19 protein-coding genes and 1 rRNA gene are annotated in these 25,965 nt (G+C 39.4%); 1 reads left to right on the top strand and 19 read right to left on the bottom strand.

Annotated features, from left to right (window positions below; all coding sequences use genetic code 11):
- Window positions 1-195, bottom strand: a 16S ribosomal RNA gene (locus tag BLQ13_RS19190); the annotation flags it as partial.
- A gap of 661 nt (window positions 196-856) precedes the next feature.
- Between BLQ13_RS19190 and BLQ13_RS19185 the strand changes: the two genes are divergently transcribed.
- On the top strand, window positions 857-2,242 hold the full coding sequence (locus BLQ13_RS19185; protein WP_208606805.1) for a molybdopterin-dependent oxidoreductase: 1,386 nt from the start codon (window positions 857-859) through the stop codon (window positions 2,240-2,242).
- A 143-nt stretch (window positions 2,243-2,385) separates the two neighbouring features.
- Here BLQ13_RS19185 and ligA read toward each other — a convergent pair whose 3' ends face one another.
- The 18 genes from ligA to BLQ13_RS19095 form a co-directional block, all read right to left on the bottom strand.
- Window positions 2,386-4,398 carry an NAD-dependent DNA ligase LigA gene (gene ligA / locus BLQ13_RS19180; RefSeq protein WP_090923057.1) on the bottom strand — a complete coding sequence of 671 codons (2,013 nt, stop codon included), beginning with the start codon at window positions 4,396-4,398 and terminating at the stop codon, window positions 2,386-2,388.
- 118 nt (window positions 4,399-4,516) lie between these two features.
- Entirely contained in the window at window positions 4,517-6,886 is a 2,370-nt protein-coding gene (pcrA, locus tag BLQ13_RS19175; RefSeq protein WP_090923054.1) for a DNA helicase PcrA, read from the bottom strand.
- Window positions 6,887-7,385: 499 nt separating this feature from the next.
- Entirely contained in the window at window positions 7,386-8,090 is a 705-nt protein-coding gene (gene pcrB, locus BLQ13_RS19170) for a heptaprenylglyceryl phosphate synthase (protein ID WP_090923053.1), read from the bottom strand.
- 215 nt (window positions 8,091-8,305) lie between these two features.
- Complete coding sequence (locus BLQ13_RS19165) at window positions 8,306-9,181, bottom strand: phosphatidylinositol-specific phospholipase C/glycerophosphodiester phosphodiesterase family protein (RefSeq protein WP_090923051.1); 876 nt, start codon at window positions 9,179-9,181, stop codon at window positions 8,306-8,308.
- Between the two features lie 201 nt (window positions 9,182-9,382).
- On the bottom strand, window positions 9,383-10,783 hold the full coding sequence (locus tag BLQ13_RS19160) for an undecaprenyl-phosphate glucose phosphotransferase (RefSeq protein WP_090923049.1): 1,401 nt from the start codon (window positions 10,781-10,783) through the stop codon (window positions 9,383-9,385).
- The gene (locus BLQ13_RS19155) at window positions 10,780-11,769 is read right to left on the bottom strand and encodes a glycosyltransferase family 2 protein (RefSeq protein ID WP_090923047.1); all 990 of its coding nucleotides are present in this window, start codon (window positions 11,767-11,769) and stop codon (window positions 10,780-10,782) included. Before BLQ13_RS19155 ends, BLQ13_RS19160 begins: the two co-directional genes overlap by 4 nt.
- Window positions 11,770-11,863: 94 nt before the next feature.
- Window positions 11,864-12,808 carry a glycosyltransferase family 2 protein gene (locus BLQ13_RS19150; RefSeq protein ID WP_244159381.1) on the bottom strand — a complete coding sequence of 315 codons (945 nt, stop codon included), beginning with the start codon at window positions 12,806-12,808 and terminating at the stop codon, window positions 11,864-11,866.
- 101 nt (window positions 12,809-12,909) lie between these two features.
- Complete coding sequence (gene rfbD / locus BLQ13_RS19145; RefSeq protein ID WP_090923045.1) at window positions 12,910-13,770, bottom strand: dTDP-4-dehydrorhamnose reductase; 861 nt, start codon at window positions 13,768-13,770, stop codon at window positions 12,910-12,912.
- Window positions 13,767-14,792, bottom strand: a complete 1,026-nt coding sequence (gene rfbB / locus BLQ13_RS19140) for a dTDP-glucose 4,6-dehydratase (RefSeq protein ID WP_090923043.1) — start codon at window positions 14,790-14,792, stop codon at window positions 13,767-13,769. Before rfbB ends, rfbD begins: the two co-directional genes overlap by 4 nt.
- Before the next feature lie 28 nt (window positions 14,793-14,820).
- Window positions 14,821-15,384 carry a dTDP-4-dehydrorhamnose 3,5-epimerase gene (gene rfbC, locus BLQ13_RS19135; RefSeq protein ID WP_090923041.1) on the bottom strand — a complete coding sequence of 188 codons (564 nt, stop codon included), beginning with the start codon at window positions 15,382-15,384 and terminating at the stop codon, window positions 14,821-14,823.
- 10 nt (window positions 15,385-15,394) lie between these two features.
- The gene (locus tag BLQ13_RS19130) at window positions 15,395-16,138 is read right to left on the bottom strand and encodes a sugar phosphate nucleotidyltransferase (RefSeq protein WP_090923039.1); all 744 of its coding nucleotides are present in this window, start codon (window positions 16,136-16,138) and stop codon (window positions 15,395-15,397) included.
- A 70-nt stretch (window positions 16,139-16,208) separates the two neighbouring features.
- A complete protein-coding gene (locus tag BLQ13_RS19125) occupies window positions 16,209-17,804 on the bottom strand; it encodes an aldolase catalytic domain-containing protein (protein WP_090923038.1) in 1,596 nt (531 codons plus the stop codon).
- 3 nt (window positions 17,805-17,807) lie between these two features.
- Entirely contained in the window at window positions 17,808-18,539 is a 732-nt protein-coding gene (locus BLQ13_RS19120) for a 3-deoxy-manno-octulosonate cytidylyltransferase (RefSeq protein ID WP_090923036.1), read from the bottom strand.
- A gap of 11 nt (window positions 18,540-18,550) precedes the next feature.
- On the bottom strand, window positions 18,551-20,137 hold the full coding sequence (locus tag BLQ13_RS19115) for a hypothetical protein (protein WP_090923034.1): 1,587 nt from the start codon (window positions 20,135-20,137) through the stop codon (window positions 18,551-18,553).
- Window positions 20,138-20,155: 18 nt separating this feature from the next.
- The gene (locus tag BLQ13_RS19110) at window positions 20,156-22,240 is read right to left on the bottom strand and encodes an HAD family hydrolase (protein ID WP_090923032.1); all 2,085 of its coding nucleotides are present in this window, start codon (window positions 22,238-22,240) and stop codon (window positions 20,156-20,158) included.
- A gap of 3 nt (window positions 22,241-22,243) precedes the next feature.
- A complete protein-coding gene (locus BLQ13_RS19105) occupies window positions 22,244-24,265 on the bottom strand; it encodes a hypothetical protein (protein WP_090923030.1) in 2,022 nt (673 codons plus the stop codon).
- A 92-nt stretch (window positions 24,266-24,357) separates the two neighbouring features.
- Window positions 24,358-25,104, bottom strand: a complete 747-nt coding sequence (locus BLQ13_RS19100) for an ABC transporter ATP-binding protein (protein WP_090923028.1) — start codon at window positions 25,102-25,104, stop codon at window positions 24,358-24,360.
- Window positions 25,105-25,113: 9 nt separating this feature from the next.
- Complete coding sequence (locus BLQ13_RS19095; protein ID WP_090923026.1) at window positions 25,114-25,899, bottom strand: ABC transporter permease; 786 nt, start codon at window positions 25,897-25,899, stop codon at window positions 25,114-25,116.
- Window positions 25,900-25,965: the final 66 nt, after the last annotated feature.

Raw genomic sequence — 25,965 nt, 5'->3', positions numbered from 1 at the left:
CGAAGAAAACAAGTATTCGGTATTAGCTACCGTTTCCGGTAGTTGTCCCAAGCTTGAGGGCAGGTTGCCTACGTGTTACTCACCCGTCCGCCGCTAACTATCCGAGAAGCAAGCTTCTCTTCAAGTCCGCTCGACTTGCATGTATTAGGCATGCCGCCAGCGTTCGTCCTGAGCCAGGATCAAACTCTCCAATAAAGATGAATTTCGTCAGCGTCGTTAAACGCTGTGAAACTCATCGGGGTATTGAAAAGAGCGATAAGCTCATTTTGAATCTGACGATTCATTGTGAATCAAAAGTTACTATCCATTTGTTCAGTTTTCAAGGAACTTGTTCACCTTATCTTGCGACAACTTACGTCAACCAGACAGGAAATTTATCATATCATGTTAACTGAGTTTCTGTCAACAATCTTTTTCGTCAATCTTCAAAGCTACTCGACTACCTTCTGTTTGAAGCGACAAGAAATAATATATCACGCTGTCATGCTTTTAGCAAGTACTTTATTCAACTTCTATCATATTGAAAATAAGATCGATCTTAAAGCCTGGAGAGAGCGATCGAAATGAAGCGAGTTTTAGCTTTGCTTAGCCAAACAAGAGAGGTGATAGCTCGGAAAAGATCAAATTTGAAGTAAGTGATCCAAAAACTTTATAATAAGGTATCTTTAAATAAAAGGGAGTACTCCAAGGTTGTTAACATTTCCAACTAAGCAGTAGCACGCTCACATTTACACGTGCCCTTCCTACAACTTATCTGAGATCCGCTTCTGGATTTTTGAATATTGATTTATTTCGATTTTGCTTTAGCCTAAGATTTTGATTTCTAGATTAAATCCATGACGTGAGGTGAAAACACTTGAAACAGTGGTTAAAAATGATGCGTAAAGGTTACGGCAAAAAGCTCGTTTCTATTCATGCCTGGAATGCCTGGATCGTTGTGATACTTGCTATTACTGGTCTCATATTAATTGGTGGCTTCTGGCGTGAAACTCTGGGTATCGGACGTGTTTGGTTAAAATGGTTACATATCGCCGTGGGCATCGCCATGCTTTTGCCTGTCGTGTATTACTTATTTTTGGCCAGCAAACATTGGAAGCAACTCCGCAATAAACCATGGCAAAAAGCAAATACCATAATCGTTCTTGCACTTCTGATCGGTTGGCTATTATCTGGCATCGTTTTATGGCAGTTCAAGCTGGCCGGCCCACGGTGGTCCAATGCCGCGCTTCTGATTCACGATTTGCTCACATGGGTTGGTTTACCTTACATCATCTACCACTCCATCACACGTACACGTTGGTTAAAAGACCCAGCACGCCGTACGATCCAAACGAATGAACCATCGACACAGAAGATAAGTGTAAATAATCCTGCCGATTCCAACGCTAACAAAGAGGAATTGGACACACGCAACACACCAGCAGCCACTTCTATTCTCGATGCAGACAAAGACTCTGGTAGAAATAACGTCCCAAACATGGAGAAACCGCAACCGGTATATACCCGTCGAGCCTTCATCCGTTCTGCTGTGGGCATAGGACTCGCCGTTACTCTTGGACCTACATTTGTATCATGGGTTGGTAAAAATCTCAAGTTTGATAACAGCATAGACAGCATGCTTGAGACTGACCCCAATCGGATGGTTCCACTTCCGCAACCTTTATCTTCTTCATCTCCTCCAATTGGCGGGGGTGCCGAGGGACATTTTCGTGTATATACGGTAACCCCCATTCCATCATTCTCTAATGCAAACTGGTCATTTCGGGTAGATGGTCTTGTAGAACGTGCTCAGATCTGGAATTGGGAACAGTTCGTCAAGCTTGCACGCACCGTGCAAGTCAGTGATTTCCACTGCGTTACTGGCTGGTCCGTGTACAAGAATACATGGGAAGGCATTCCTCTGAAGCATTTTCTGGAGAACGCCGGTATAAAGCCTGGAGCGCACAGCGTCAAATTTTATTCCGGAGACGGGGTATATACCGATGCGATTACACTAGAGCAGGCACAAATGGATGATATTATGATTGCGGTCATGCATGATGGCAAACCTATCCCTGCGGACCTTGGTGGACCTGTACGACTCGTTATTCCGCAGATGTACGCCTACAAATCGGTCAAGTGGTTGAACCGTATTGAAGTCATCGACAGCGAGCATATCGGGTATTGGGAAGAACGGGGATACGACAAAGATGCATGGTTATCCGGTGCTTCTCAGCGTTTTCCAAATATAACGGGTTCATAGCAGATCTCCAGCGTATACAAAAGAAGCCTCCTGACACGACATTTGCGTGTTTTTGGAGGCCTCTTTCTTTACAAGCTACTTGTATCACGTACCTAATTAATGCCTATGACACGTGCTGACGCAAAGCTGTAGATATTAACGTTCTACGGATTCAGCAGGCGTACCAATTCGTCCTCATCTTCGATAGTCGGTATACCGAGATCACGAGCCTTCGTTAATTTACTGCCTGCCTTCTCTCCGGCAATCACAAGGTCTGTTTTTTTGGATACACTGCCTGTGACCTTCGCACCAAGCGCTTCGAGTCTCTGCGTTGCTTCTTCACGCGTCAATTGATGCAGTGTTCCTGTAAGCACGACCGTTTTACCACTAAAGAAAGAATCCTCCACCACAACCGCTGGCGCTTCTGGTGCCTGTGCTTTCACACCCAGATTCAGCATTTTCTCAATAGCAGCCTGTGTGAACGGATCAGCAAAGAAATTCACAATGCTCTCCGCAACAATCCCACCTACATCGGGGAGTTCGACCAGTTCCTCCACGGTGGCGTTCATAATCGCATGCAGATCACGGTAATGATCGGCGAGCATACGCGTGGTGGATTTTCCTGTGTTCGGGATACCCAAGGAATACAGGAACGAAGCCAGGTCTCGGTCTTTACTCTGCTCTAGCGCTGCGAGAAGGTTGTTCGCTTTCTTTTCGCCAAATCGCTCCAGTTTCACGAGATCATCGAACTGCAATGTATATAAATCAGCTGGTTCACGCACATTCAATTCATCATATAGCTGAATCGCTGTTTTCTCACTGAAGGTCTCAATGTCCATGGCATCCCTGGAAGCAAAATGAGAGATACGAGCAACCGTCTGCGGTTTGCATGCCAGCTTGTTATTACAGAACAAGTGCGCTCCGCGTTGCTCTAACGGGAATCCGCATGCCGGGCATTGCTCTGGATAGATGATCTCTTCTCCGTCATTCTCCTCAGTCACTTTGCCGAGAATCTCAGGAATAACATCATTGGAACGACGAATAAAGACACGTGAACCCAGCGCAAATTTCAGATTTTTACGTTCAATATCACCCACATTGTTCAGGGTGCAGTTCTGCACGGTCACTCCAGCGAGTTCAACGGCTTCTACCCGCGCCAGCGGCGTCACTTTACCCGTCCTGCCAACATTCCACACGACTTCGTTCAGTACGGTTGTTGTCTCTTCCGCTTCGAACTTATAGGCAACTGCCCAGCGCGGGAACTTATCCGTGTAGCCTAACACTTCACGAGTTCGCATGTCCGTGAGCTTAATGACCGCTCCATCAATCAGGTAATCCAGTTGCCCCCGATTTTCCTGAATTTCTTCGAGTTGCTCCATAACGTCATCAAATTCTTGGAAATAGGTGAGTGAAGGATTAACTTTAAAACGGTTCTCACGCAAGAAGTCCATCATTTCCTGATGGTTGGCAAACTGGATATCATCCGAGTATCCAATGTTATAAAAATAAGCATTCAACCGACGCTCAGCTGTCGTTTTCGGATTCAGGTTACGCAGCGCTCCTGCGGCTGCATTCCGTGCATTTTTGAGCGGCTCGGCAGCCGTTTCATTATATCGGTTCAGTACAGAAAGGTTCATAATGCCCTCGCCCTGCACTTCAATCGTACCTCCGGTATACGGAATTTTAAGCGGAACAGATTTGATGGTTTTCACTTGTGCCAAAATGCCTTCGCCCACCGTTCCGTTTCCGCGCGTAGAAGCCTGCACCAACTCACCGTTGGTATAGGTCAGGTTCAAGGTCAGTCCATCAAACTTCAGCTCAATGACATAACCCGGTTCAGGCAACGGATTATTCGGGTTTTTGCTGTTATAGTCATTCACCAGCTTTAATACACGTGTATTCCAATTGCGAAGCTGTTCAATGTTCTGCGCTTTGTCCAAACTCCATAATGGGGATAAATGACGATGCGGGGTGAATCCCTTGAGCAGTTCGCCCCCTACACGTTGTGTGGGAGAATCCGGCAACACCATACCGCTCTCCTGCTCCAGCGTAACCAGTTCATCGTATAGAAGGTCATACTCCTTATCACTGATCTGCGGCTGATCCATCGTGTAGTACTGATAGTTGTGCTGGTTCAGCTCGGTAACGAGTTGCTCCATCCGGTGCATCGGGTCCATATTGGGCCATCCCTCCGTATATTTAATATATGTAGAACGAACATGCCTATTGTAATCGAGAGACATGGCAGAATCGATGTTCATGTCAGTCCAGTATCATACAATAGGCCGTTTATTCTTATTCCACTTTGGTAATCGGGGCAAATCCAGCGAGTAGACGTTTCACGCCGACTGGAGCCGGGAATGCAATCTGCAGTTCGGTATCATTACCACTGCCTTTTACTGCAACGATGGTACCTGTCCCCCATTTGCCGTGTTGCACTTTGTCGCCTGCCTTAAATCCTGCCGCACTTTCGGATGAGGCCGATTTTGAAGCCGATGTTGGTGCCGCAAAGGTTGGACGGGATGTACTCGTAGTTACCCGGGACGTTGGCCCAGATGAAGCTGTTGCGGATGAACCACTTCGGCTTTGTTGCTCAAACAGCTTGGACGCACTTGCAGCGCCGCCGAAATTGCTTCCACCACTGGAGCCTAAACCACGTCCTCCATATGAACCTCCGCCTGTGCTGGTTCCTCGGCGGTAACGGTCGCGTGCAATGGAAGTATCTTCTTTAAGCTCATCCGGGATTTCATCCAGGAAACGGGATGGCGGATTGGCCGTTGTACGCCCAAACAAGGTCCGCATCTGCGCACACGAGAGGAATAACTGTTCCTCAGCCCGTGTAATCCCCACGTAAGCCAGACGACGTTCCTCCTCCAGCTCTTCATTATCCATAAAAGCCCGGCTGTGAGGGAAAACCCCTTCCTCCATACCTACGATAAAGACAACAGGGAACTCCAGACCTTTGGCACTGTGCATCGTCATCAACGTGACCGCATCGCTTTGATCCTCTTCGTCATCGTTCATGCTGTCGATATCTGCAATGAGTGCCAGATCGGTGAGAAACGAAACGAGCGTTTTGTCTTCATTATTTTTCTCAAACTCCATCGTTACCGACAGGAACTCTTCGATATTCTCCAGTCTTGCTCGTGATTCAATCGTATTTTCCTTCTGCATCTCGTCACGATACTGGCTCATCTCCAGAATCTTCTCGGTCAGTTCAGTCACGGACAGATATTCAACCATCTGGTGCAGAGCTGCGATCATATCATAGAACTCCACCAGTGCATTACGCGTGCGACCAGCGAAACCGAGATCATCAACCACTTGCAGTACACGGAAAATGGAAACCCCGCGTTCTCCAGCCGCTGCAGCCAGCTTGGCTACTGTCGTATCTCCGATGCTACGCTTCGGCACATTAATAATCCGGGTCAAACTGATATCATCATCCGGGTTGGACAGCAGGCGCAGATAAGCCAAAATGTCCTTGATCTCTTTCCGATCATAGAACTTGATGCCGCCGACAATCTGATACGGAATATCAGACTTGATCAAAATTTCCTCGATAACCCGGGACTGAGCATTGGTACGGTACAGAATCGCATGATGCTGATAGGATTTGCCATTCTTCACATTTTTACTAATCTCGGAGGTTACAAAATACCCCTCATCATGCTCGGAATCGGCACGGTATACCTTGATCTTTGATCCACCTTCTTTATCCGTCCACAGCTTCTTCGGTTTGCGGCCGGTATTCAGGCCGATGACTTCATTCGCCGCATTCAGGATGTTGGAAGTCGAACGATAATTCTGCTCGAGCAGGATCGTCTGTGCTTCCGGGTAATCTTTTTCAAAGTTAAGGATGTTGGTAATATCCGCCCCACGCCAGCGATAGATCGACTGGTCACTATCCCCTACGACGCAGATACGGTGGTGGCTGTCAGCCAGCATGCGGCACAACATGTACTGTGCACGGTTCGTATCCTGATACTCATCGACGTGAATGTATTGGAATTTCTTTTGGTAAAAATCGAGCACTTCCGGCACTTCTTTGAACAGTTGAATGGTTGCCATGATCAGGTCGTCGAAGTCGAGTGAGTTGTTGGCTCTGAGACGTTTCTGGTACATCGTATATACCTTGGCTACAATGCCTTCAAAATAGTCGCCCGCCTGTTTCTCGTATTGCTCTGGACTGATCAGTTCATTTTTGGCCGTGCTCATCATCGCCTGAACAGCTTTGGGTTCGAACTTTTTCGTATCGATGTTCTGATCTTTCATACAGCTACGAATAACGGATAACTGGTCGGATGAGTCCAAAATACTAAAGTTCGATGTAAAACCGATCCGTTCAATGTCACGGCGCAAGATGCGCACACACATGGAGTGAAACGTGGATACCCAAATATCGCGGCCTTGAGATCCGCCTACCAGTTGGGATACCCGATCCTGCATCTCCCGAGCAGCTTTATTCGTAAACGTAATCGCCAAAATGCCCCACGGAGGTGCTTTCCGTGTTGCGATCAGATAGGCAATCCGGTGTGTCAGTACTCTGGTTTTACCCGAGCCCGCACCAGCCATAATAAGCAATGGCCCATCCGTTGCCTCAACAGCTTGCCGCTGAGGAGTGTTCAGCCGTGCTACGGCGTCATGTATATTTACAGGTTGCATGCATGCATGCTCCTTTCATTAGTTGGTCGTATAAGTGGGTCCTGCGGTTACACTTGTCACTCCGATGACAGAATAAGCTTTCAATCGCTGTTATTCCCGGATTTTTTAAACTATTTTCTAAAGGTGAATATCCGGTAATAAAGGCGAAGCTTATGCTTCCGATGTAGCTTTCTTTCAGAAAGCTTTTAGCTCCGCTTCTCCAGCTTATTTCTGTCCTCTCCGTTCTCGTGTAAACATAGTCGCCATATACTTTGTGGGTAGGTAAAAACACCAAGAAAACTGTAATAAATCTTCAGTTTGTTTAACGGGAGTCTTCGTTTCTTCAGATTACTCCTGTACTCTCCGTTCCTGTGTAAACATAAATCATAATGCACATGGGCGGAAAGAGATTTAGGCACCTGAAAGCAATATTACTTAAATGAAATGAAATCAATAAAGGGACAAAGATCTATTTTAACAGATTCTAAAGGGGATGTGGGGGAATGGTAAACTAAACCGGTCAGGTGTTACTTCGATCGCCTTTCACAGCTTGTACCGTTTCCAATGCTTGGCTCAAATGGCTGTACACAATATTCCCAACAACAATGGTATCCGCAACTTGGGCAGCTTGTCTTGCTTTCTCTGCTGTATCAATTCCACCGCCATAAATGAGATGTGATCGCTCCAATTGTCTATGTGTCTCGCCAACCAGCTCCATATCCCCGAAAGTTCCGCTGTACTCCATATATATAATGGGCAGGTTCAGTAACCGTTCTCCAGCTTGAGCGTAAGCAACCGCAGCCTCTGTCGTCAGTTCCGTATCTGCTCCGGTTAACCTCGCCACAGTCGAGTCCGAATGAAGCACAATATACCCCTCGGCAATCAGCAAATCCCAAGGAATTAAATAGCCATAACGCTCGATAGCCTGCTGGTGCTGTCCAATAATCCATCTGCTGTCCGTTGTGTTCAGCACCATCGGGATCAGATACCCGTCAAACCCAGGCACAACTGCCTCCAGATCGGATACTTCCAACACACAGGGCAGTTCATAGCGACGCACCCGGGACATCAGATCTACCGTATTATCATACGTAATACCTGATGATCCACCCACGATAATAGCATCCGTTCCAGACATGCATACCTGATCCAATGCCTCATCGGTAATTTCCCTGTCGGGGTCGAGCTTAAATACGTGTCTCCACTGCTTAATCATGTCTATCAACGAACATTCCTCCAGAGGTTCTTCTGCATCCTAAAAAGCTTGTAAACTAAGTCTAAGTCAGCAGACAGTAGGTGTCAATGTTCGTATAAAAGGCGAACAGAAAAAAACACAGACTTTTTTGCTGTTTCCATCCCTAAAAAGTCTATGTCTTAAAATTTGATTCTCTTACAAATGTTTTTTAGCATATATTGAGTCTCTTCTGGGTCTTGAATGATTTAAGGTTTCCAAGCAAACCTTGTATTCATTTCTTCCATTTCCTGCTCTGTCAGGACATCGGAGTACACCCCATACACACCCCATTTTTCATAATTGGCCACCTGCTGGGTATCATTAATGGTATGCACATAGGTGACTGCCCCAGCCTTTTTCAGCTTAGCGACAAAGTTCTGGTTTACTTTATATTCCGGCATCGTTACAGCATCAATATCGTTATTTTGCACAAAATCAACAACTTGGCTCTCTGTATCTTGTGTAGCGTATAACGTGTAGATAATGGACGGGAAGTTGTAAACCTCCTTTACTTTTTCAAGCATAGGTTCATTATAAATCTGTACCACGACTCGGCTTAGAGCTGACGAATCATGTTTCTTCGCTGCATTAACCAATGATCGAAGCACTTGCTGAATATCTTCGTCCTTCTGCTCTTTGGTATCCGTTACAATATACATATCCGGGTACTTGGATAACACTTTCATAATTCCATCGGCATCCATTGGCTGGTACATGCCAAGAATCGGTGTGTTCATGAATTCATCGTGTGTAAGCGCCCCGGCCTGCTTATGCTCTGGCAACTCTTCATCCTGTCCCAGCATTTTGCTCATGTTAGCCGTCCACTCATGTCTGGCTACAGCTACGCGATCCAAAGTGAGCATGAAGTCTATTTCGAATACCCGTGTACCTTTTTCATAATTGGCAATCATCGCTTCATACGCGTTGGTGTAAGGCTGTTCCCGAATACTGCCCATCGCATGGGCGATTAATCGATAGTTTGCAAATCCATCACGTTGCTCCTCACTTTGACTGTCATGTGCCCAAAAGAGTGTACCTACAGTAACGAGCAACAGGATCAAAACGGCGGCAATACGTTTCATATCATTTACACATCCTTTGCAGACGTATTAGTCAAAGTAGTTTACAAGTAGCACAAATTAATTATTGCTGTTCACTTACTATTAACGACGGTACATGTTGTGTAACATTACTTTTTGGTAACTAACTACCCGAATAAAGCAGGGGCAAAACAAAAAAGCCGCCCTAAGGCGACTTTCACTAGTGTGAGACTAACATAAAACTCAATATGCATTTTTCAAACCATTGCGAATGGTTTCCCATATAATCTTAATATCAAATAATAAAGACCAGTTTTCAATATAAAAAATATCCTGTTCAATCCGATCCTCAATAGAGGTATCTCCTCGTAATCCCTTACTCTGCGCTAATCCCGTAATGCCTGGGCGAACATGATGTTTAATCATATACTTAGGAATTTCATCTCGAAACTGATTGACATAATACGGTCGCTCCGGTCTCGGACCCACTACGCTCATATGTCCTAACAACACATTGAAAAATTGAGGCAACTCATCTAAACTCGTTCGCCTTATAAACGTTCCAAATCCGGTCCGACGTGGATCATTTTGAGTTGACCATCCTGTATCTTCCAAACCTTCAGGCATCGCCTTCATAGAACGGAACTTATACATCATGAAATTACGTCTATTAAGTCCAACACGCTCCTGTTTAAAGATCACCGGCCCTGCCGAGGTCAAACGCACCCCCAACGCTACAATGAGCATAATAGGAGATGTAAAGATGATTGCCGCGAGCGAAAACATAATATCAAACGTACGTTTCATAAGACGATTAATGGTAATATCCAGCGGAATGTCACGCACATTAATCATCGGCATACCTGCAAAGTTATCAAAGTGAGGGCGTGCCGGTAGATAATCAAAGAAATCCGGAATAATCAGTGTGCGCACTCCAGCCTTCTCACACACATTGATAATATGCGAATATTTATCATGTGCATCCAGCGGCAAAGCCAGAATAACCTCATCTACATAGTGGGTTGACAAAAATTCCTCCAGCTCGTCGATTTTCCCGAGAATAGGGCTGTATCTCTTTTGTTCCACTTCATCCCAATGTCTGTAATCATCCAGAAACCCCGTAACTTCATATCCAAGTTCAGGATAACTTTTGAGATTGTCATAGAAGCGTTTTCCAAGTGAACCTGCCCCAAGGATTAGCACAAACTGACGGTTAAAGCCTTTTTTGCGCAAGTGTTTTAATTGCAACTTCACCATGTAACGATAAATCAATGTGAAGGACACATTACCGATCATATACATTGCGAGATATGCACGTGAGATATTTATTTCTTTGAAAAAGAACATTAGGCTTAGCAGCATGAAGAAGGCTATGCCATGAGACTGGATAATCTTCCAAAGTTCATCGACAAAGCGCTTTTTGCGTTTAGGTACATAAAGTGAAGATAACAGACCTGCTACTATAGCAAGGACTGCGTACACTAGGCTCCACATCAAATATTTTTCGATCGGTAGCGGATTCTGATTTGTTAATAGATCACTTTCAAATTTCAACCACCATGCGAGCAAAAATGAAAGCTGGATAACAACAAAGTCCGATGCGATATACAATTGAGTTAAAAACCGTTGATTACGCCGAATCATGATTTCACCTCGGATGATACTTCGTTTTCCGTTCTCGTCGGTGTAACAGTTCTCTTCGAACGAGAAGGCAGAGATACCCAGTTACGCAGGAGGGATAACGTAAACTTTAAAGATATGCCCATCCATACGGCTCCGTTCATCAGTGGATTATGTTTCTTAGCGTAGTGCTTACGGTGGAACACCCACATTGCTCTATGAAACTCATACGTAATTTTCAAAGGTTTGCGACGGGCACTACCACCCTTATAATGAACAATATATGTACGCGGATAGTAATAAATGCCCCACCCTGCCTCTTTGATACGATAACACCAGTCGATATCTTCACCATACATAAAAAATGTCTCGTCTAATCCACCAATCTGCTCAATGGTCTCACGACGTACCAACATAAATGCACCAACCAGACAATCTACTGGATATTCATCGTCTGGACTAAGATGCCCCAATTGGTATTGATTAAACTTCGGCCGATCCGGAAAAATCCGTGAAAGCCCAAACGCGTAGTAGAATGACGCAGATGGTGTGGGAAATCCTCTTTTGCAGGCTTTATCCAGTGAGCCGTCAGGAAGAATGACTTTACAACCCGAGGCCCCCATTTCGGGATGGCAATCCATAAAATAGACCATCGTATGCAGCGTATCTGGCTGAACAACCGTGTCAGAATTAAGGAGCAGAATGTAGTGTCCGCCGGCAATGTCCATTCCTTGATTATTGGCTACAGCAAAGCCTGTGTTCGCAGAGTTAGCAATCATTCGCACATTCGGATAAGCATGTTGAATAGCCCCAACCGAATCATCCCGTGAAGCATTATCTACGACAATAACCTCATATTGGTAAGAGGTCTGAGACGCATAAACTGAGGCCAAACAATCCAAGGTCAGTTGGCGTGTATTGTAGTTAACGATGATAATGCTAACGTCAACCTTATCATTTTTATTTACATGTGATACTTCGTTTGGTGAAGCATCGGCTGTATGAATCATTTTGAAAACTCCTGACTTCGTCTCATGTTTAACTATTGAAAGTATAGCATATGTTGGCATCAGAAGGGACTTAAAGTAGATTCAAGTTACAACTTCAAACCTTCTTCATTACATATATGAGTTTGAGAACAAGGTTATCCAGAAAGGCTTGACGGTAGAATGGCATATTCAGGACATAACTGATTCTATAATGCAAACTACGATCCCTCTGAAACAAAAAATGTTGTATGTCTTCTTGCTGTTGTGTAGATAACTGATCCTTATATATCTCAAAAAATGCACTTGCCTGTTTACTTAAAATATAATGATTCTTTCCATTCATAAAACGATTCCATCTGTTCTTCCATTTTGTAAAAAGTTTATCATTGCTGCCACCAAGGACATTCCCTTGATGCTGTCGATACAATATCATTGGCTCCTTATCGAAAATTACTTCACCAAAAGAGGCAACGAAAAGATATATCCACCAATCATGCATAATGATACTTGTTTGATCGGAGGGGAGATTCATTCTGAGATGCTCGAATGTAACTGAATTCAGAACCATGGTACAACCCACACAACAATTTTCGACCAAAGCATTGCACATACTGAGCGGTTTCGGAGGAAGCTGAGGCCATATGTTTAAATGATTCAACTCTTGATCCACCATCTGGGTAGAAGAACAATACATCAGTGGAATATCAGATGACCTTGATTGAAGTTGTTCAACAGCTCTGCTGAGTTTGTAAGGCTGCCACACATCGTCCTGATCACAAAAGGCATAAAAATCATATTTCGGCTGCGTTAAACGCATCAGTTCAAAGAAGCTTCCGATTACACCTACATTCTCACCTTCAAAAATATGGATTCCGATCTCCTGGGGAATAGATTCAGCAAATTTACGGATTTTCAGGAGAGTTCCGTCGGAAGAGCCATCATCCCGGATGTAAATATCCATCTCGATGTGGCGTTGTGCAATCAAACTTTCAAGTTGTTCCTCAATATACTTTGTACCGTTATATGTAGAAAGCATGACACATACTTTAGATTGGTTCACTCTGCACCTCAAATTTAAACTTTTCTTTTTATTATATACGAAAACTCCCGCCCGGAAATACAAGAGCGAGAGTTCATTATTGAGTAATAGATTTGTTTTGGTTATGACATAGAACGGATAAAATCACGTAAACCTTCCCGCCAAGGGCGGAGATCCGTTAAACCGTTAGTACGAATCGACAAGTGATCCATTACTGAATTAACAGGTCTAGGAGCTGGCCTTGGAAACTGCTCTGTTGTGCAAGGTTCCAATTCAGCTTGAATGGAAACCCCGACAACAGTTTGAGCTTCCTCAAATATAGCTTGGGTAAACTCATACCAGGTACACTCCCCACAGTTAGAAGCATGATATATCCCATACATCTCTGTTCCCATTAGTTCGATAAGGAAAAAAGCCAAGTCCACAGTATATGTGGGCGAACCTTTTTGATCATGAACAACCTGAAATTTCGGTTTCTCCTGACCCAGCTTCAACATGGTTTTGACGAAATTATTACCGTGAAGGCCATACACCCAAGATGTTCGTACTACAAACCATTTAGAGCACAATGATTGTACCAGCCACTCTCCGGCTCGTTTGGATTTGCCATATACGCTTCGAGGATTCGTATCATCGTATTCCTGATAAGGAGTAGTCGATTGACCATCGAAGACGTAATCTGTACTGATATAAATCAGCTTGGCTCCGACTTTCTCTGCAGCTACAGCCACGTTACGTGTGCCTACTGCATTCACCTTGTATGCACCATCCGTATCGGTCTCTGCTGCATCCACCGCAGTATACGCTGCACAATGTATAATGACCTCTGGATGATATGAAGATATAACCTCGTTACATTGAGCTTGATTGGTTATATCCATCTGGTCACGATCACAAGCGAGAATGTCATGCCCCTCTTTTTCTAAAAGAAGCACAACATCACGTCCAAGCTGGCCACTTGCACCTGTTACGAGAACCTTCATGCCTTATCGTCTCCTAAACGAGCTCCGTACTGTTTCTCATAGTACTCCTGATAGGCACCAGATTGAATACGAGTCCACCAATCCTTGTTATCCAAATACCACTGAATTGTTTCCTTAATTCCTGTCTCGAAGTTATGCTTAGGCTTCCAGCCAAGTTCGGTCATCGTTTTGGTTGGGTCGATACCATAACGCCGGTCATGTCCCAGACGATCCTGTACATATTGGATTAGAGACTCAGGTTTTCCTAGCTGCTCCAAGATAGTCTTCACAATGTGTATGTTCGTCCGCTCGTTGTTACCGCCAATATTATAGACTTCACCGATACGTCCCTTGTGAATAACAAGATCAATCGCACTGCAATGATCCTCCACATAAAGCCAATCCCGAATGTTCAAGCCATCTCCGTATACAGGCAGAGCTTCATCGTTCAGCGCACGCGAGATCATAAGCGGAATGAGCTTCTCCGGGAACTGAAGCGGGCCATAATTGTTAGAGCAACGCGTAATGTTTACAGGCAAACCAAAGGTTTCGTGGTAAGCACGCACCAGCATATCTCCTCCTGCTTTGGAAGCAGAGTAAGGGCTGTTAGGTTGAAGAGGAGTACCCTCTGTAAACAAACCGGTTGGACCTAAAGAACCATACACCTCATCCGTCGATACCTGAACGAACTTGGTAATATTGTGTTTTTTAGCCCCTTCAAGCAGTGCCTGGGTTCCATTCACATTCGTACGCACAAAAACATCCGGTTCCAGTATGCTGCGATCCACGTGTGATTCTGCTGCAAAGTTAACCACTACATCTACACCCTGGCCAATCAAACGATCCATCTGGGCAGCATCCGTAATATCTGCTTTGATAAAGGTATGTCGCTTGTTACCCTCAAGAGATTTTAAATTCTCCAAATTACCCGCATAGGTAAGTGCATCTACATTGACGATTTCATAGTCCGGGTACTGCTCAAGCATATACATAACGAAATTACTTCCAATAAATCCGGCGCCGCCGGTAACGAGCAGTTTCATGGGATGGGAACCTCCTAATTACTTCACTTCAAAAATTAAAATTGATATCCGCGTCCTTCAGCAATGGATGCCTCTGATCCTTGTCGGACAAGACCGGATTGGACGTAGGCCAATCAATTCCTAGTGCCGGGTCACTCCATAATATGCCGCGATCATGCTCCGGGGAATAGTATTCGTCTACTTTGTACAAGACTTGGGTGTCTGGAACCAAAGTACAAAAACCGTGAGCAAACCCTTTTGGAACCAGCAATTGACGATGATTATGCTGGCTGAGAATAAAACCTTCCCATTGACCAAACGTTGGGGACCCTTTACGTATATCTACGATAACATCGTAGATCGCGCCGGAAATAACACGAATCAGCTTGGTTTGAGCTTTCGGATTCAACTGATAATGCAAGCCACGAAGTACCCCGGGTTGAGCAGACAAAGATTGGTTATCTTGAATAAAATCATAGTGAAGCCCGTTTTGTTTCATGACGTTATCGTTATAACTTTCCATGAAAAAGCCCCGATGATCACCGTGAACTACGGGTTCAATTAATAAAGCACCGTTTAATTTGGAAGGAGTGATATTCAGATCGTTCGCCATCCCTTCTAATTTATATCTTTAACTTTCCAAACTCATCACCAAAAGTAAGCTCCTGCGCTAATTCATTGGCTCGAGCCAATGATGCATGTGTGCCTGCGTCAGTCCACCATCCCTTAAGTATGTCATAGGTCAGATTTCCTCGTTCAATATATGCATTATTAACATCTGTAATCTCCAGTTCACCTCGGGAGGAGGGCTTCAGAGTTTTGATAATGTCAAATACATTGCTATCAAACATATATATGCCTGTAACCGCATAATTGCTTTTAGGATTCTGTGGCTTTTCTTCGATTGAAATGATCCGCTTACCATCCAATTCAGGTACTCCGAAACGTCGAGGATCAGAAACAGCCTGGATCAATATTTTAGCTCCAGAGTTTTGAGTACGAAAGTTGTCTACGTAAACCTCAATATTGTCTTCAAATACGTTATCTCCCAAGATGACAACCATCTTCTCATCTCCGACGAATTGTTCTGCCAATCCAAGTGCTTGAGCTATTCCCCCTGCTTCATCTTGCACTCGATAAGTGAATGAGACACCTATATCACTTCCGCTACCGAGGAGATTTACGACATCCCCCATATGTTCTTTTCCTGTAATCACCATAATGTCGGTAAGGCCAGCTTGTTTTAATTTATATGCAGAATGGAAGATCATCGGATACTTTCCTACGGGGAGCAGGTGTTTATTAGTGACCTTCGTTAAAGGAAAAAGGCGGGAACCTGTCCCGCCTGCAAGAATTATGGCTTTCAAACTTACCCCTCCATATGAATTTTCATGATAATATATCAGACATTTCATAATTATTCAGGATTCAATTTAATTAAACAAATATAGATGGGGTTATACTAGTAACTTTCAAATCATTTTCATCTTGAAAATTGCTAAGGTAGTTCGATATTTGCTCATTGATCTCTTTTAATATACTCTCACTTAATAATGTCTCCATACTCTCGTTAATATAATTATTTTTCGAGTGGACATTGTAACCATCAAAACCTGCTAGGACAATTTCATCCACATTCATCATAGCTAAAAGTTGGAGGATCATTAATGTTGAATTATCCCTTATACGTGAATAGCCATTTAACAAACTTGAGTAATTCAAGGTATAGTCACTGATCTGATCCTCTTGTTCAATGTTAGAGGTAGTTATTAATTTATAATTTCTATACATCAGATTCTGTTCTGCTACGAAATGATTAAACCTTTTCCTATTACTAAAAAAAAGAAAGTCTGGGGTGAATTTATCGGGAATAAACTGAACTGAAATGATGATAGGACTAAAATCAGAAATGTACTGAGATATCTTTCCATTAAAGTCTAATGAGTTCTTCCCCGGTGCAATAATTAACACTCTTCTGTAACTTAGTTCTTCACTTAATGTTTTTAATGATTCTTTGTCATCAATCCATCTTGTCTGGAATTCACTATATAAGGTTTCAACCAATTTTTCATCATATAGCTCTCTTCTTTCTGCAGGAATCATGTCAAGTATTTTTGCAATCAAACTTACCTGAAGAGTTTTTTTATTTATGAAAAAGCTAGCATAATTAGGATGACAATTATGAATTGCTGCTAGATAATAAGGTACCGAATAACCCCAATCAAATTGAGATTTTATATTTGCGATATACTCGTCAACAATCTCGAGAATCTTATCTATACGATATGTTTCTTTAATCTCTTTGTTTATATGCTGTGCAATAAGCTCTGTATTTAGATTTCCAGCTCCTCTTCCCATCCCATATACGGATGAATCAATTACAATCGTTCTTTTGGTTTGGAATGAAATCAATTCTTGAGCATTGGAAAAAGAAAGTTGCAGATTATTGTGAGAATGAAAACCTACTGTTATATCTTGAATTAAATTATTATCCACAAGATAAAACATTCTGTGCACATCATTTTTAGTCATAATTCCCAAAGTATCAACAATATAAAACGAGTACGGGTTTAACTCGTTTACTGCCTTAATTAAGGATAGTAGTTCTTCATCTGAATAACTAGTAGTTCCTACAGGCTGCACAAAAACTTTATATCCTTTATCTTTCACCTGCCTGCAGAACTCCATAGCTTCTGATATCTCATCAATATGAAATGTTATCCTTAAACCGCTAATGGAAGTACCGTCACAAATATCCAGATTATTGATATTTAGATTTCCAAAGCGTGTCATTGCTACATACTCTGTATCATTTCTCTTTAAGGGAAGCATATGTTTGATCTGATTAATATCACTAAAAAGACTAAGATTTATATCATACAGACTTGAATCCTCTAAAAAACCACATTCTACAATGTCAACGTTTGCTTCAGTGAGTCCGTTAATGATGGCTTTAATATTATGATATTTGAAATTCCATTCATTTATATATCCTCCATCTCTAAGTGTGCAATCCAGTATTTTAATATTCAATTTTCAATCCTCTTTCCCGCATATAAGATCAATAACTTTGTCTAAATCTTTTGGTGTATCTACCGATAAGGTTTCAGACTCTACTTCAATAAATTTAATCTTCTTACCATTTTCAATAAATCTTAAATGATCTATATCTTCAATTTTCTCAAGAGTAGACATAGGAGAGCCAACATAAAAATCTAGAGCCTCCTTTGTGAAACATTCTACTCCCACATATTTTTTGAATTTATATAAACTACTCCCTCTAGGATATGGCACAGGACTTCTAGACATATATATTCCATATCCGTTCTCATCCGTAACAATTTTAATTTTCGCAAAATCTATAGCTTGAGTCGGTTCTTTAATGGCAGTCATCAAATTCAAAGCAAATATTTTCTCACCGTTTTTAATCGGCTCTAATATTGATTCAATTATTTGCGGTTCTATCATCGGTTCATCACCATTAATACAAACATAATAGTCGAAGTTTAACAATTCAGATATCTCATGTATACGAAAAATGTGATTGGGATGCTGATCTGACGTCATAACAACTTTAATATTATTTTCTTCACAATAATTTTTAATTCGATCATCATCAGTTGCAACAAAAACATCATCAAACCTTCCCACTTTTTTAACTTGCGTATGCACCCACCAAATCATTGGTCTCCCACTTATCAAAGCGAGTGGTTTGCCTGGGAATCTTGTAGAATTAAAACGAGCTGGAATAACTGCCGCTATTTTCATAGTTACATCCCTCACTTATTATAGGATTGGAGTTGAGTTGATAATTCTTCAGTCAATTTTATATAATGTAACAACCGCTTTTCAGTAGCCTCTAATCTGCCTTCCAAAATTTTAATTTTCAATTCTTCTTCTGTAAACTTTCTTACAGCCAGCTCAATTCCAGTATTGGATAATATTTTTTTTGGAACAAATTCATCTATCATATAATTGATGCCCTCTTTCCTCGAATATAGATAAATAACTTCTTCTTTTTCATTTTCATAAAATTCATCAACTTTAATTTTATTTTTTTCAATAACAATTGGAATTACCGCCTCAAAATCAAATAAATGTTTGTTATCAAGGCTATAATATTTATATTCATTTTTACAATCAAGGAAAAATATCACAATATCTTTTCTGATACATTTCAAAAAGTTGTGAATATCTTCCATTTCATAATCTTCTATATCATCAATCAATAAAATACTATTTTCCGGAATGTCAAACATGCTATTAATTGAACTAATTTCAATATTCTTGAAATCAACATCAGAGAAATTCACCAAGTTTTGTATTAGATTTTCATTCACTCCGACACCAAAGATTAGCGATTCATTATTATTATTAATAAGATTTAGATATTTCAAAGTAATGTAGTATTTATGAATATTTTTAAACTCTCTCTCAAACTCACTGTTAAATAAGATCATTTTCTCAAAATCATCTTTCAAATTTGCAATGCCTGACGAACTAATTGTCATGATCGTATTGGGTTTTTCATCCCATATGAAAGGTATTAGTTCAGATGGAAACTTCTCTTGAATAACTGTACTTTCGGGAAATAACTTTTTATAGTACAAAAGATCATCAGGATGTGGTTTAAATACAACTTGTGTCTTTTCACAAAAGTAGTCAACTAAATACTGATAAATCAAAATTTGATCTTCAAAAGACATTATTTTCAAATTAGCGAAATGTTGGGTTAGTACTAAAACAGATTCTTTTGCTTTCCCATAACTTGATTTCGAACCGAAAAATGCGATAATATCATTTCTTTGATCTGATGATAGACGATGCAATTCTTCAATTACACCGAAATGTTTAGCTTTTTCTTCATAAAATCCTTCTAGTTGAGCATTTATATTACAATATACATCTTTTATCAATTTGTTTTTCCCATCATACAAACCGTATGTTTTACAAAGATCAATCGTCTTCAATGACAAGTTCTCTTCGATGTTAATCAACAATTCAGGCCTACTAATTATCCCACTAGATTCTTCAAATAAATTGAACTCTATATTTCGTTTGCACAGGTATATACCAAAAAATCCATTCGCACCACTCACGTAAATATCATTAAAATGATTGATAGAAATAGAATTATTTTTGAAAATATCATCAAAATATTCCTCAATATCAGAAACGTTTTCTGGAACTTCATTTAAAACTATTACTTTATTAAAACCTAAATTCTCCAATTGTATATAATTGGAGTGTTTTCTTGTTAAAAAATTAGAAATAATTATTATTTTCTCATCTTTTTCATGATTTAACTTGCAGTGAATCATACAAGTTAACAACTGATAGCTATTAATAGCATGATATAAAATCAAACTTTCCCCTTCTCTCTTTTAAAGATTAGATTTATCTAGTATTTCTCCCAAATTTTCAGTACGCTGATTTTCAGTATCCGCTCCAACAAATCGTGAGAAGGAGAATCCCCTATAAAACTTCTTGATAAATTTTAGATCTTTAGTTATCATCCTAAAAGGTAAGTACGCATCATATCCAGAAATATTATAAACATATTTAAACTTATTGAATGTTTCTCCATATATTTTGGCAAAATCCATAATACCCTCATGAATTTGTTCAATAACTTCATAATTTTCCACTTCAGGAACATCGAACTCAAATTTCAAACCATCAGTCTCATTCGCATTAATGCCAGAAAAAGAAGGTGAACAAGCTTGAGTAAATAATTCAAAGTAAATGTTATTGGTTTTATTATTAGTGTGCAAATGGAAATCATATAAATTTCGATTTTTCATCCTAGAGAAAATATAGACATCCGTCTCCTCAGACATCAATTGATTTATGATAGCACTGTGGTTGTAGTGTGTACTTGCTGCAACAAAACTTGACACTTTGCATCCTAGTTTCCACTTATCTTCAATAAGATATTTAATACCTCTTGCACCTGAGCCAATCCACCCAACATCAACAATAGCGACATTCTGATGCCCGGCTATTAAATACTCAAAATAGTTTTTTAGTTCTTCCAGATCGTGCTCTACACTCTCTAATATGTCGCCCCAATATTTAACAATAAGATTCTCAATTTGTTTTACATTTCCGTTATTTACGATCTCAGATTTTTTCAATCCGAACTCTTCCAATTTTGATTCTAATATAGATAGTTTGAATGAATCGAGCAACGAGGATATCGTTATGTCAAAAGTCGTGTTTGCTTTTTGCCTTACCATACGGGTTAAAAAATCATCTTTGTTTTTTTCCGCAGTATATTTTGTATTTGCGATTCTAGACCAAAGCGCGTATTCGCTCGGCATATCATTGAAAAAATATCTAAATACCTGATGATAAATATATCCGTCTCTCGATAAAAATAACACTTTCTCTACATTCTTCTTTTTTGCTTGATTATATATCCAATTACAATAACCAAATACGTATAATCCACCATAAGTAAATCCGTACTCATAGTGTGGGCTATACTTTTTTAATCCATTGTGCAAATGAGCGTTAACGATACCTGAATAAGCAGAGCTTACTAATTCCGACATTCCATCTGCCCTATATTTCCCTCCAACTTCATTAACATTTTCATAGTACTTTGCATCAAAACCAACTTGTTGAGCACTTACTACATCCGGGATATAATTATCTCCAATATGCACGACCCTTGTGTTAGCACCTATTTTATTTTTAACAATTCTAAACAGATAAGTATCTCTTTTGCTACAATTATAATCACATGACACAAATACATCTTCGAATCCATTGTAATCGCATTTTTCAAGCAACTGTCTAATCATATTTTCTGGCAGATACATGTCTGAGGTTGCAATCATTCTTTTACCTTGAGATTTTAATATTTCAAAAACTCGCTTCATATATGGATTTGCATAACAAAGTTCAAGCTCAACATCTAGCTCCACTTGAATACCATACTCTTTATCAATTCCAGTGTTTCTCTCTATAATTTCATAAATATCATAAATATTCACTTCTCTATTGCCTTTCTTGTGATTTGCATTTTCACGCGCTTCTTGTTCAGCCTTTACACGTATGGTCATAAAATCGACATAATCATGCTTTTCACCTAACAACATAAATAGCTTTTTAGGATCATCAAACGGCCTCAACAATAACGTATCAAAAATATCAAAAGAAATTACATCATACATAAGTAATTCATAAGCAAAGTGATGTGCCAAAGGTCTATAATGACTCTCAGATTCAGCCCCATCTAAATAGGGTAATTTCGACTGTTGAATCGGGGGAGATTCTAAACGATGAGGAATCTTCAGTATCCTATGTTTAAAATTAAGATCCAATAAATAAAACCAGGATTTCAATCTGTTTTCCTCATGAAATTTATCATTCCTCCATCTATATTGTTGATATTCTTGCAAAATATGTGGATTTCTTTCAACTACGTAGTAGAACATTTTATCTTTAATTTTTTTAATCACTTTTTACCACTTCCTCATTTTTCTTAAAATATATTTATACACTTTACGAGGGTTTCTTAGTCCTTTTAGAAACCTTTCTTTTATAAACCAATCCAAATTTTCGAAAATATCAAAATCTAACTGAAATCTTCCTTTTTTCAAGTCTTCGGCGCTTCCGTATATAATTAGAGCATTCTTCCATAAGTTTTTTCGAGCCTTAAGGTTAAATTCCCGTTTACGATCTCCGTAATGTTTCAAATTAACAGAAGTAACAAATAATTGTGTACTCTGAGTATTTCCAATTCCAACAGAAGTTGATAAATGACTAAATTCCAAAAGATCTTCATAGTCTTTCCTGTCTATAAAATCAAAATAGTCGTTAAGGCTATCACTTACTTCAACACTATGAATATATGGAAAGTATTTTATATATAAGTCTGTTGCTTTCATAACCCCTTTTTCAATCTTTTCTAAATACTTTTGAGATTCGTCTTCTTTCTTAAAACGAGGGACTATCCCCCCCCTATCTCTCTCAAGTTTAATTAAAGAACCGTGAGGAGATGAAAAAACAATTTCAAACATCATCACATTATCCATTATTTTCGTTCGATATTCTTTAGGCTTTAAACCTTCAAAAGCATAACCTTTCACGTTAGACTTAATCTCGTCATAAACGTTGTCAGAGAATCCCAAGTAATATCCCTCTACCTTTTTTCCTGTTATATCTTTTATAGCTTTATGAGTAGAACCTCTCCAACCAATATCTACTATATTAATCTCATCAAAATCAAAAACTCCATTTTGCTTGAGATATTCAATTAAAGTCTCTTTCTCACCTTCAAATATTCTAATTACTTCCGGAAATAATTTTTCTAAAATTTTCTTCAATTGCTCTCGTTGCATTTCATTTCTTAATTCATCTTTAATATCCGAGAAGCCATACTCTTGAATAAGAGAGGTGTACTTTCTCATTTCTATACCAATATTACTAAATATTTCATCTAATGTTATTTTTTGACCAAGCGCCGAGTTAAAAGCAGTTAGCAAATCTAAGGCATCTTTTCGGTTCATATTTAGAATATTTGGAAATTGATAAACACGTCTTGAAGCATGTAAATACTTTGCAGGTGGAAGATCTATAATAACTTCCTTCAATTTTTCATAAACTTTATAAGGTATATATCCATCCCTTGATAAAAAGTAAAGATTATCTTTACCATTCTTCTGAACATCTTTTATCAACCAATTTGTAAATCCCCAGAATATTGACGAAACGATGTTTATTCCAAATTTCTCCCAATAATCAATACCTTCAGATATCCCTATTTTATTGATTTGTATGGCCTTCATTATTGAGTACTCTAAACTATATGAAGCTTGAAATGGATATCTTTCTCTTAATGCCTTATAATAATAAGTATTAATACCATGATCATTTGCAACTTTACAATCCGATACATAATTATCTCCAATATGCAACCAAGATTCTTTATCTACCCCCTCTATTTCAGAGATGTACTCATAAAGACTTCCTGTACCTTTACACTTCTCAACTTCATTAGATACAAACAATGTAAAATCCTTATATCCTAGATTAACGAGTAAGTCATGAATAAAGACCTGAGGAAGGTACATATCAGAAATAAAGTAAAGTGATTTACCTTTAGAAAGTGCATAATTGTACACGTTTCTCATTAGAGAATTAGCAATAGTAAATTCTATTTCTATGTCCAATTCCGTTTTTTTTACATGTTCTACGTCTATATCTCCCACCAGTAACTCGAGTTTCGAATAGATATCTTCAATTGAAATATCCTCTTTTGATGATTCGTTTCTCACTGCTTCCTCTGATTTGATTCTCAATTCTTTGAAATTGCAAAGAGTCATCCCCTCTTCCGAAATTTTCCTTTGGACAATATCAAATATATCAATAGGGTAGAGCACGTTTCTTAATAAAGCAGTATCATAAACATCAAAGGAAACTGTTTCATATTGATCAACCAGATTATATAATTTTTCAATTTCTTCTTTCGAAGTTGTATCCATTACATAGTTCCCCCAAAATAATTATCACATCATATGAAACCAAGTGATCTTTATCTAAATCAGATAATTCATTAGAGTGTTTTCTAACTACTCTATTTGGTGTTGCTCATATATTTTTTGTAATTCTCACAAACTAATGATGAAGCCCCATACTCTTTTATCTCTCCATTTTGTAGCCAAATAACCTTTTCCGTCAGCTCCTGAATTTGATCCAAACTATGCGATACCAATAATACAGTTTTCCCGCTATTGATCAGTTCTTTCATCTTGGCTGTACTTTTATCTCTAAAATTCTGATCACCCACACCAAGAATTTCATCCACAATCAAAATATCTGGATTGATTTGTGTAGCAACAGCGAATCCTAGGCGAGCTCTCATTCCTGATGAATAATTTTTAACAGGTACATTAATAAATTCACCTAAATCAGCATATTCAATTATCTCTTTAAGCTTTTCATCTAAAACTTTTTTGCTTTTTCCTAGTATTGCACCATTTAAATATATATTCCTTTTCCCCGTAAGATCTGGATCGAAACCTGCTCCTAACTCTAACAGGGGAGCAATAGTTCCATTAACAATAACTTCTCCTGAAGTAGGTTTTACAACACCAGATATAAGTTTCAGTAGAGTACTTTTTCCAGCTCCATTGTGACCAATGATTCCCAAGCGTTCACCTTTTTTTATCTCTAAGTTTAAAGTCTTCACCGCATAGAATTCTTTATATTTTATTTTTCTTTGTAGAAATTTGACGAAGAACTCCTTAAAACTGTCAATTTTCTCTTCGGTCAGTTTGTAAGTCATGGTTACATTTTTCATTTTTATTGCTAATTCTTCCATGTCATCACCCTATAAATGCAATATAAATTTATGTTGGTTCTTCTCAAAAACGAAAAGCCCAATAGATAAACTAACGATTCCAGCAACTATACAATATAATAAATTATATAATTCGATAGGTTGCCCATAATAAACTATCTGCCTAAACCCACTAATGAATTGATATAAGGGGTTCATCTCTAATATAAATCTGTATTTCTCTGGAACAATTTCTGCAGGATAAAAAATTGCTGAGAAATACATTAGAGTCATGACGAACACACTATAAAGATGCTCAATGTCCCTGAAAAAGATTGTTATTGTAGAAAGCACTAAACTCACACCAGTTGTAAAAATAAAAAGTAGTAGCAGATATAATGGTACATAAATAAAATTAATGTTAATATCTGCGCCTGTGATAAATATTACAATTAATAAATCAATCAAAGATATTAAAAAAATAATAAATTCAGCTAACACTTTAGAACTTGTAATTAAATATTTTGGTATATAGACTTTTTTTATAAGGTCAGAAGAATCCACTATTGATTTCATAGTTCCATTAGTAGCTGTCGAAAAAAATTCAAAAACTAATCTTGCCGATATCATATATAACGGAAAATTTGAAATTTGATTTCCGAAAAATGATGAAAAAATTAGAGTAAGTACAATCATCTGTAGTAAAGGATTAAGAAGACTCCAGAAGATACCCAGCACAGAACCCCTATATTTTTTACTAATGTGGTTTTGGGTTAGTAATATTAAAAGATAATTATATTTTTTGAAATTCGTATAATAACTCAAGTATTTATCCATATTCCCACCTTACACAAATTATATTTCACACTGAAAATTCAGTCTGCAATTAGCCCTAGGAAATCG

The sequence above is a fragment of the Paenibacillus polysaccharolyticus genome (assembly GCF_900102085.1).
GTDB lineage: Bacteria > Bacillota > Bacilli > Paenibacillales > Paenibacillaceae > Paenibacillus > Paenibacillus polysaccharolyticus.
The sequence above is the reverse complement of the archived record's forward strand: the minus strand, read 5'-3'. Positions and strand labels throughout refer to the sequence as shown.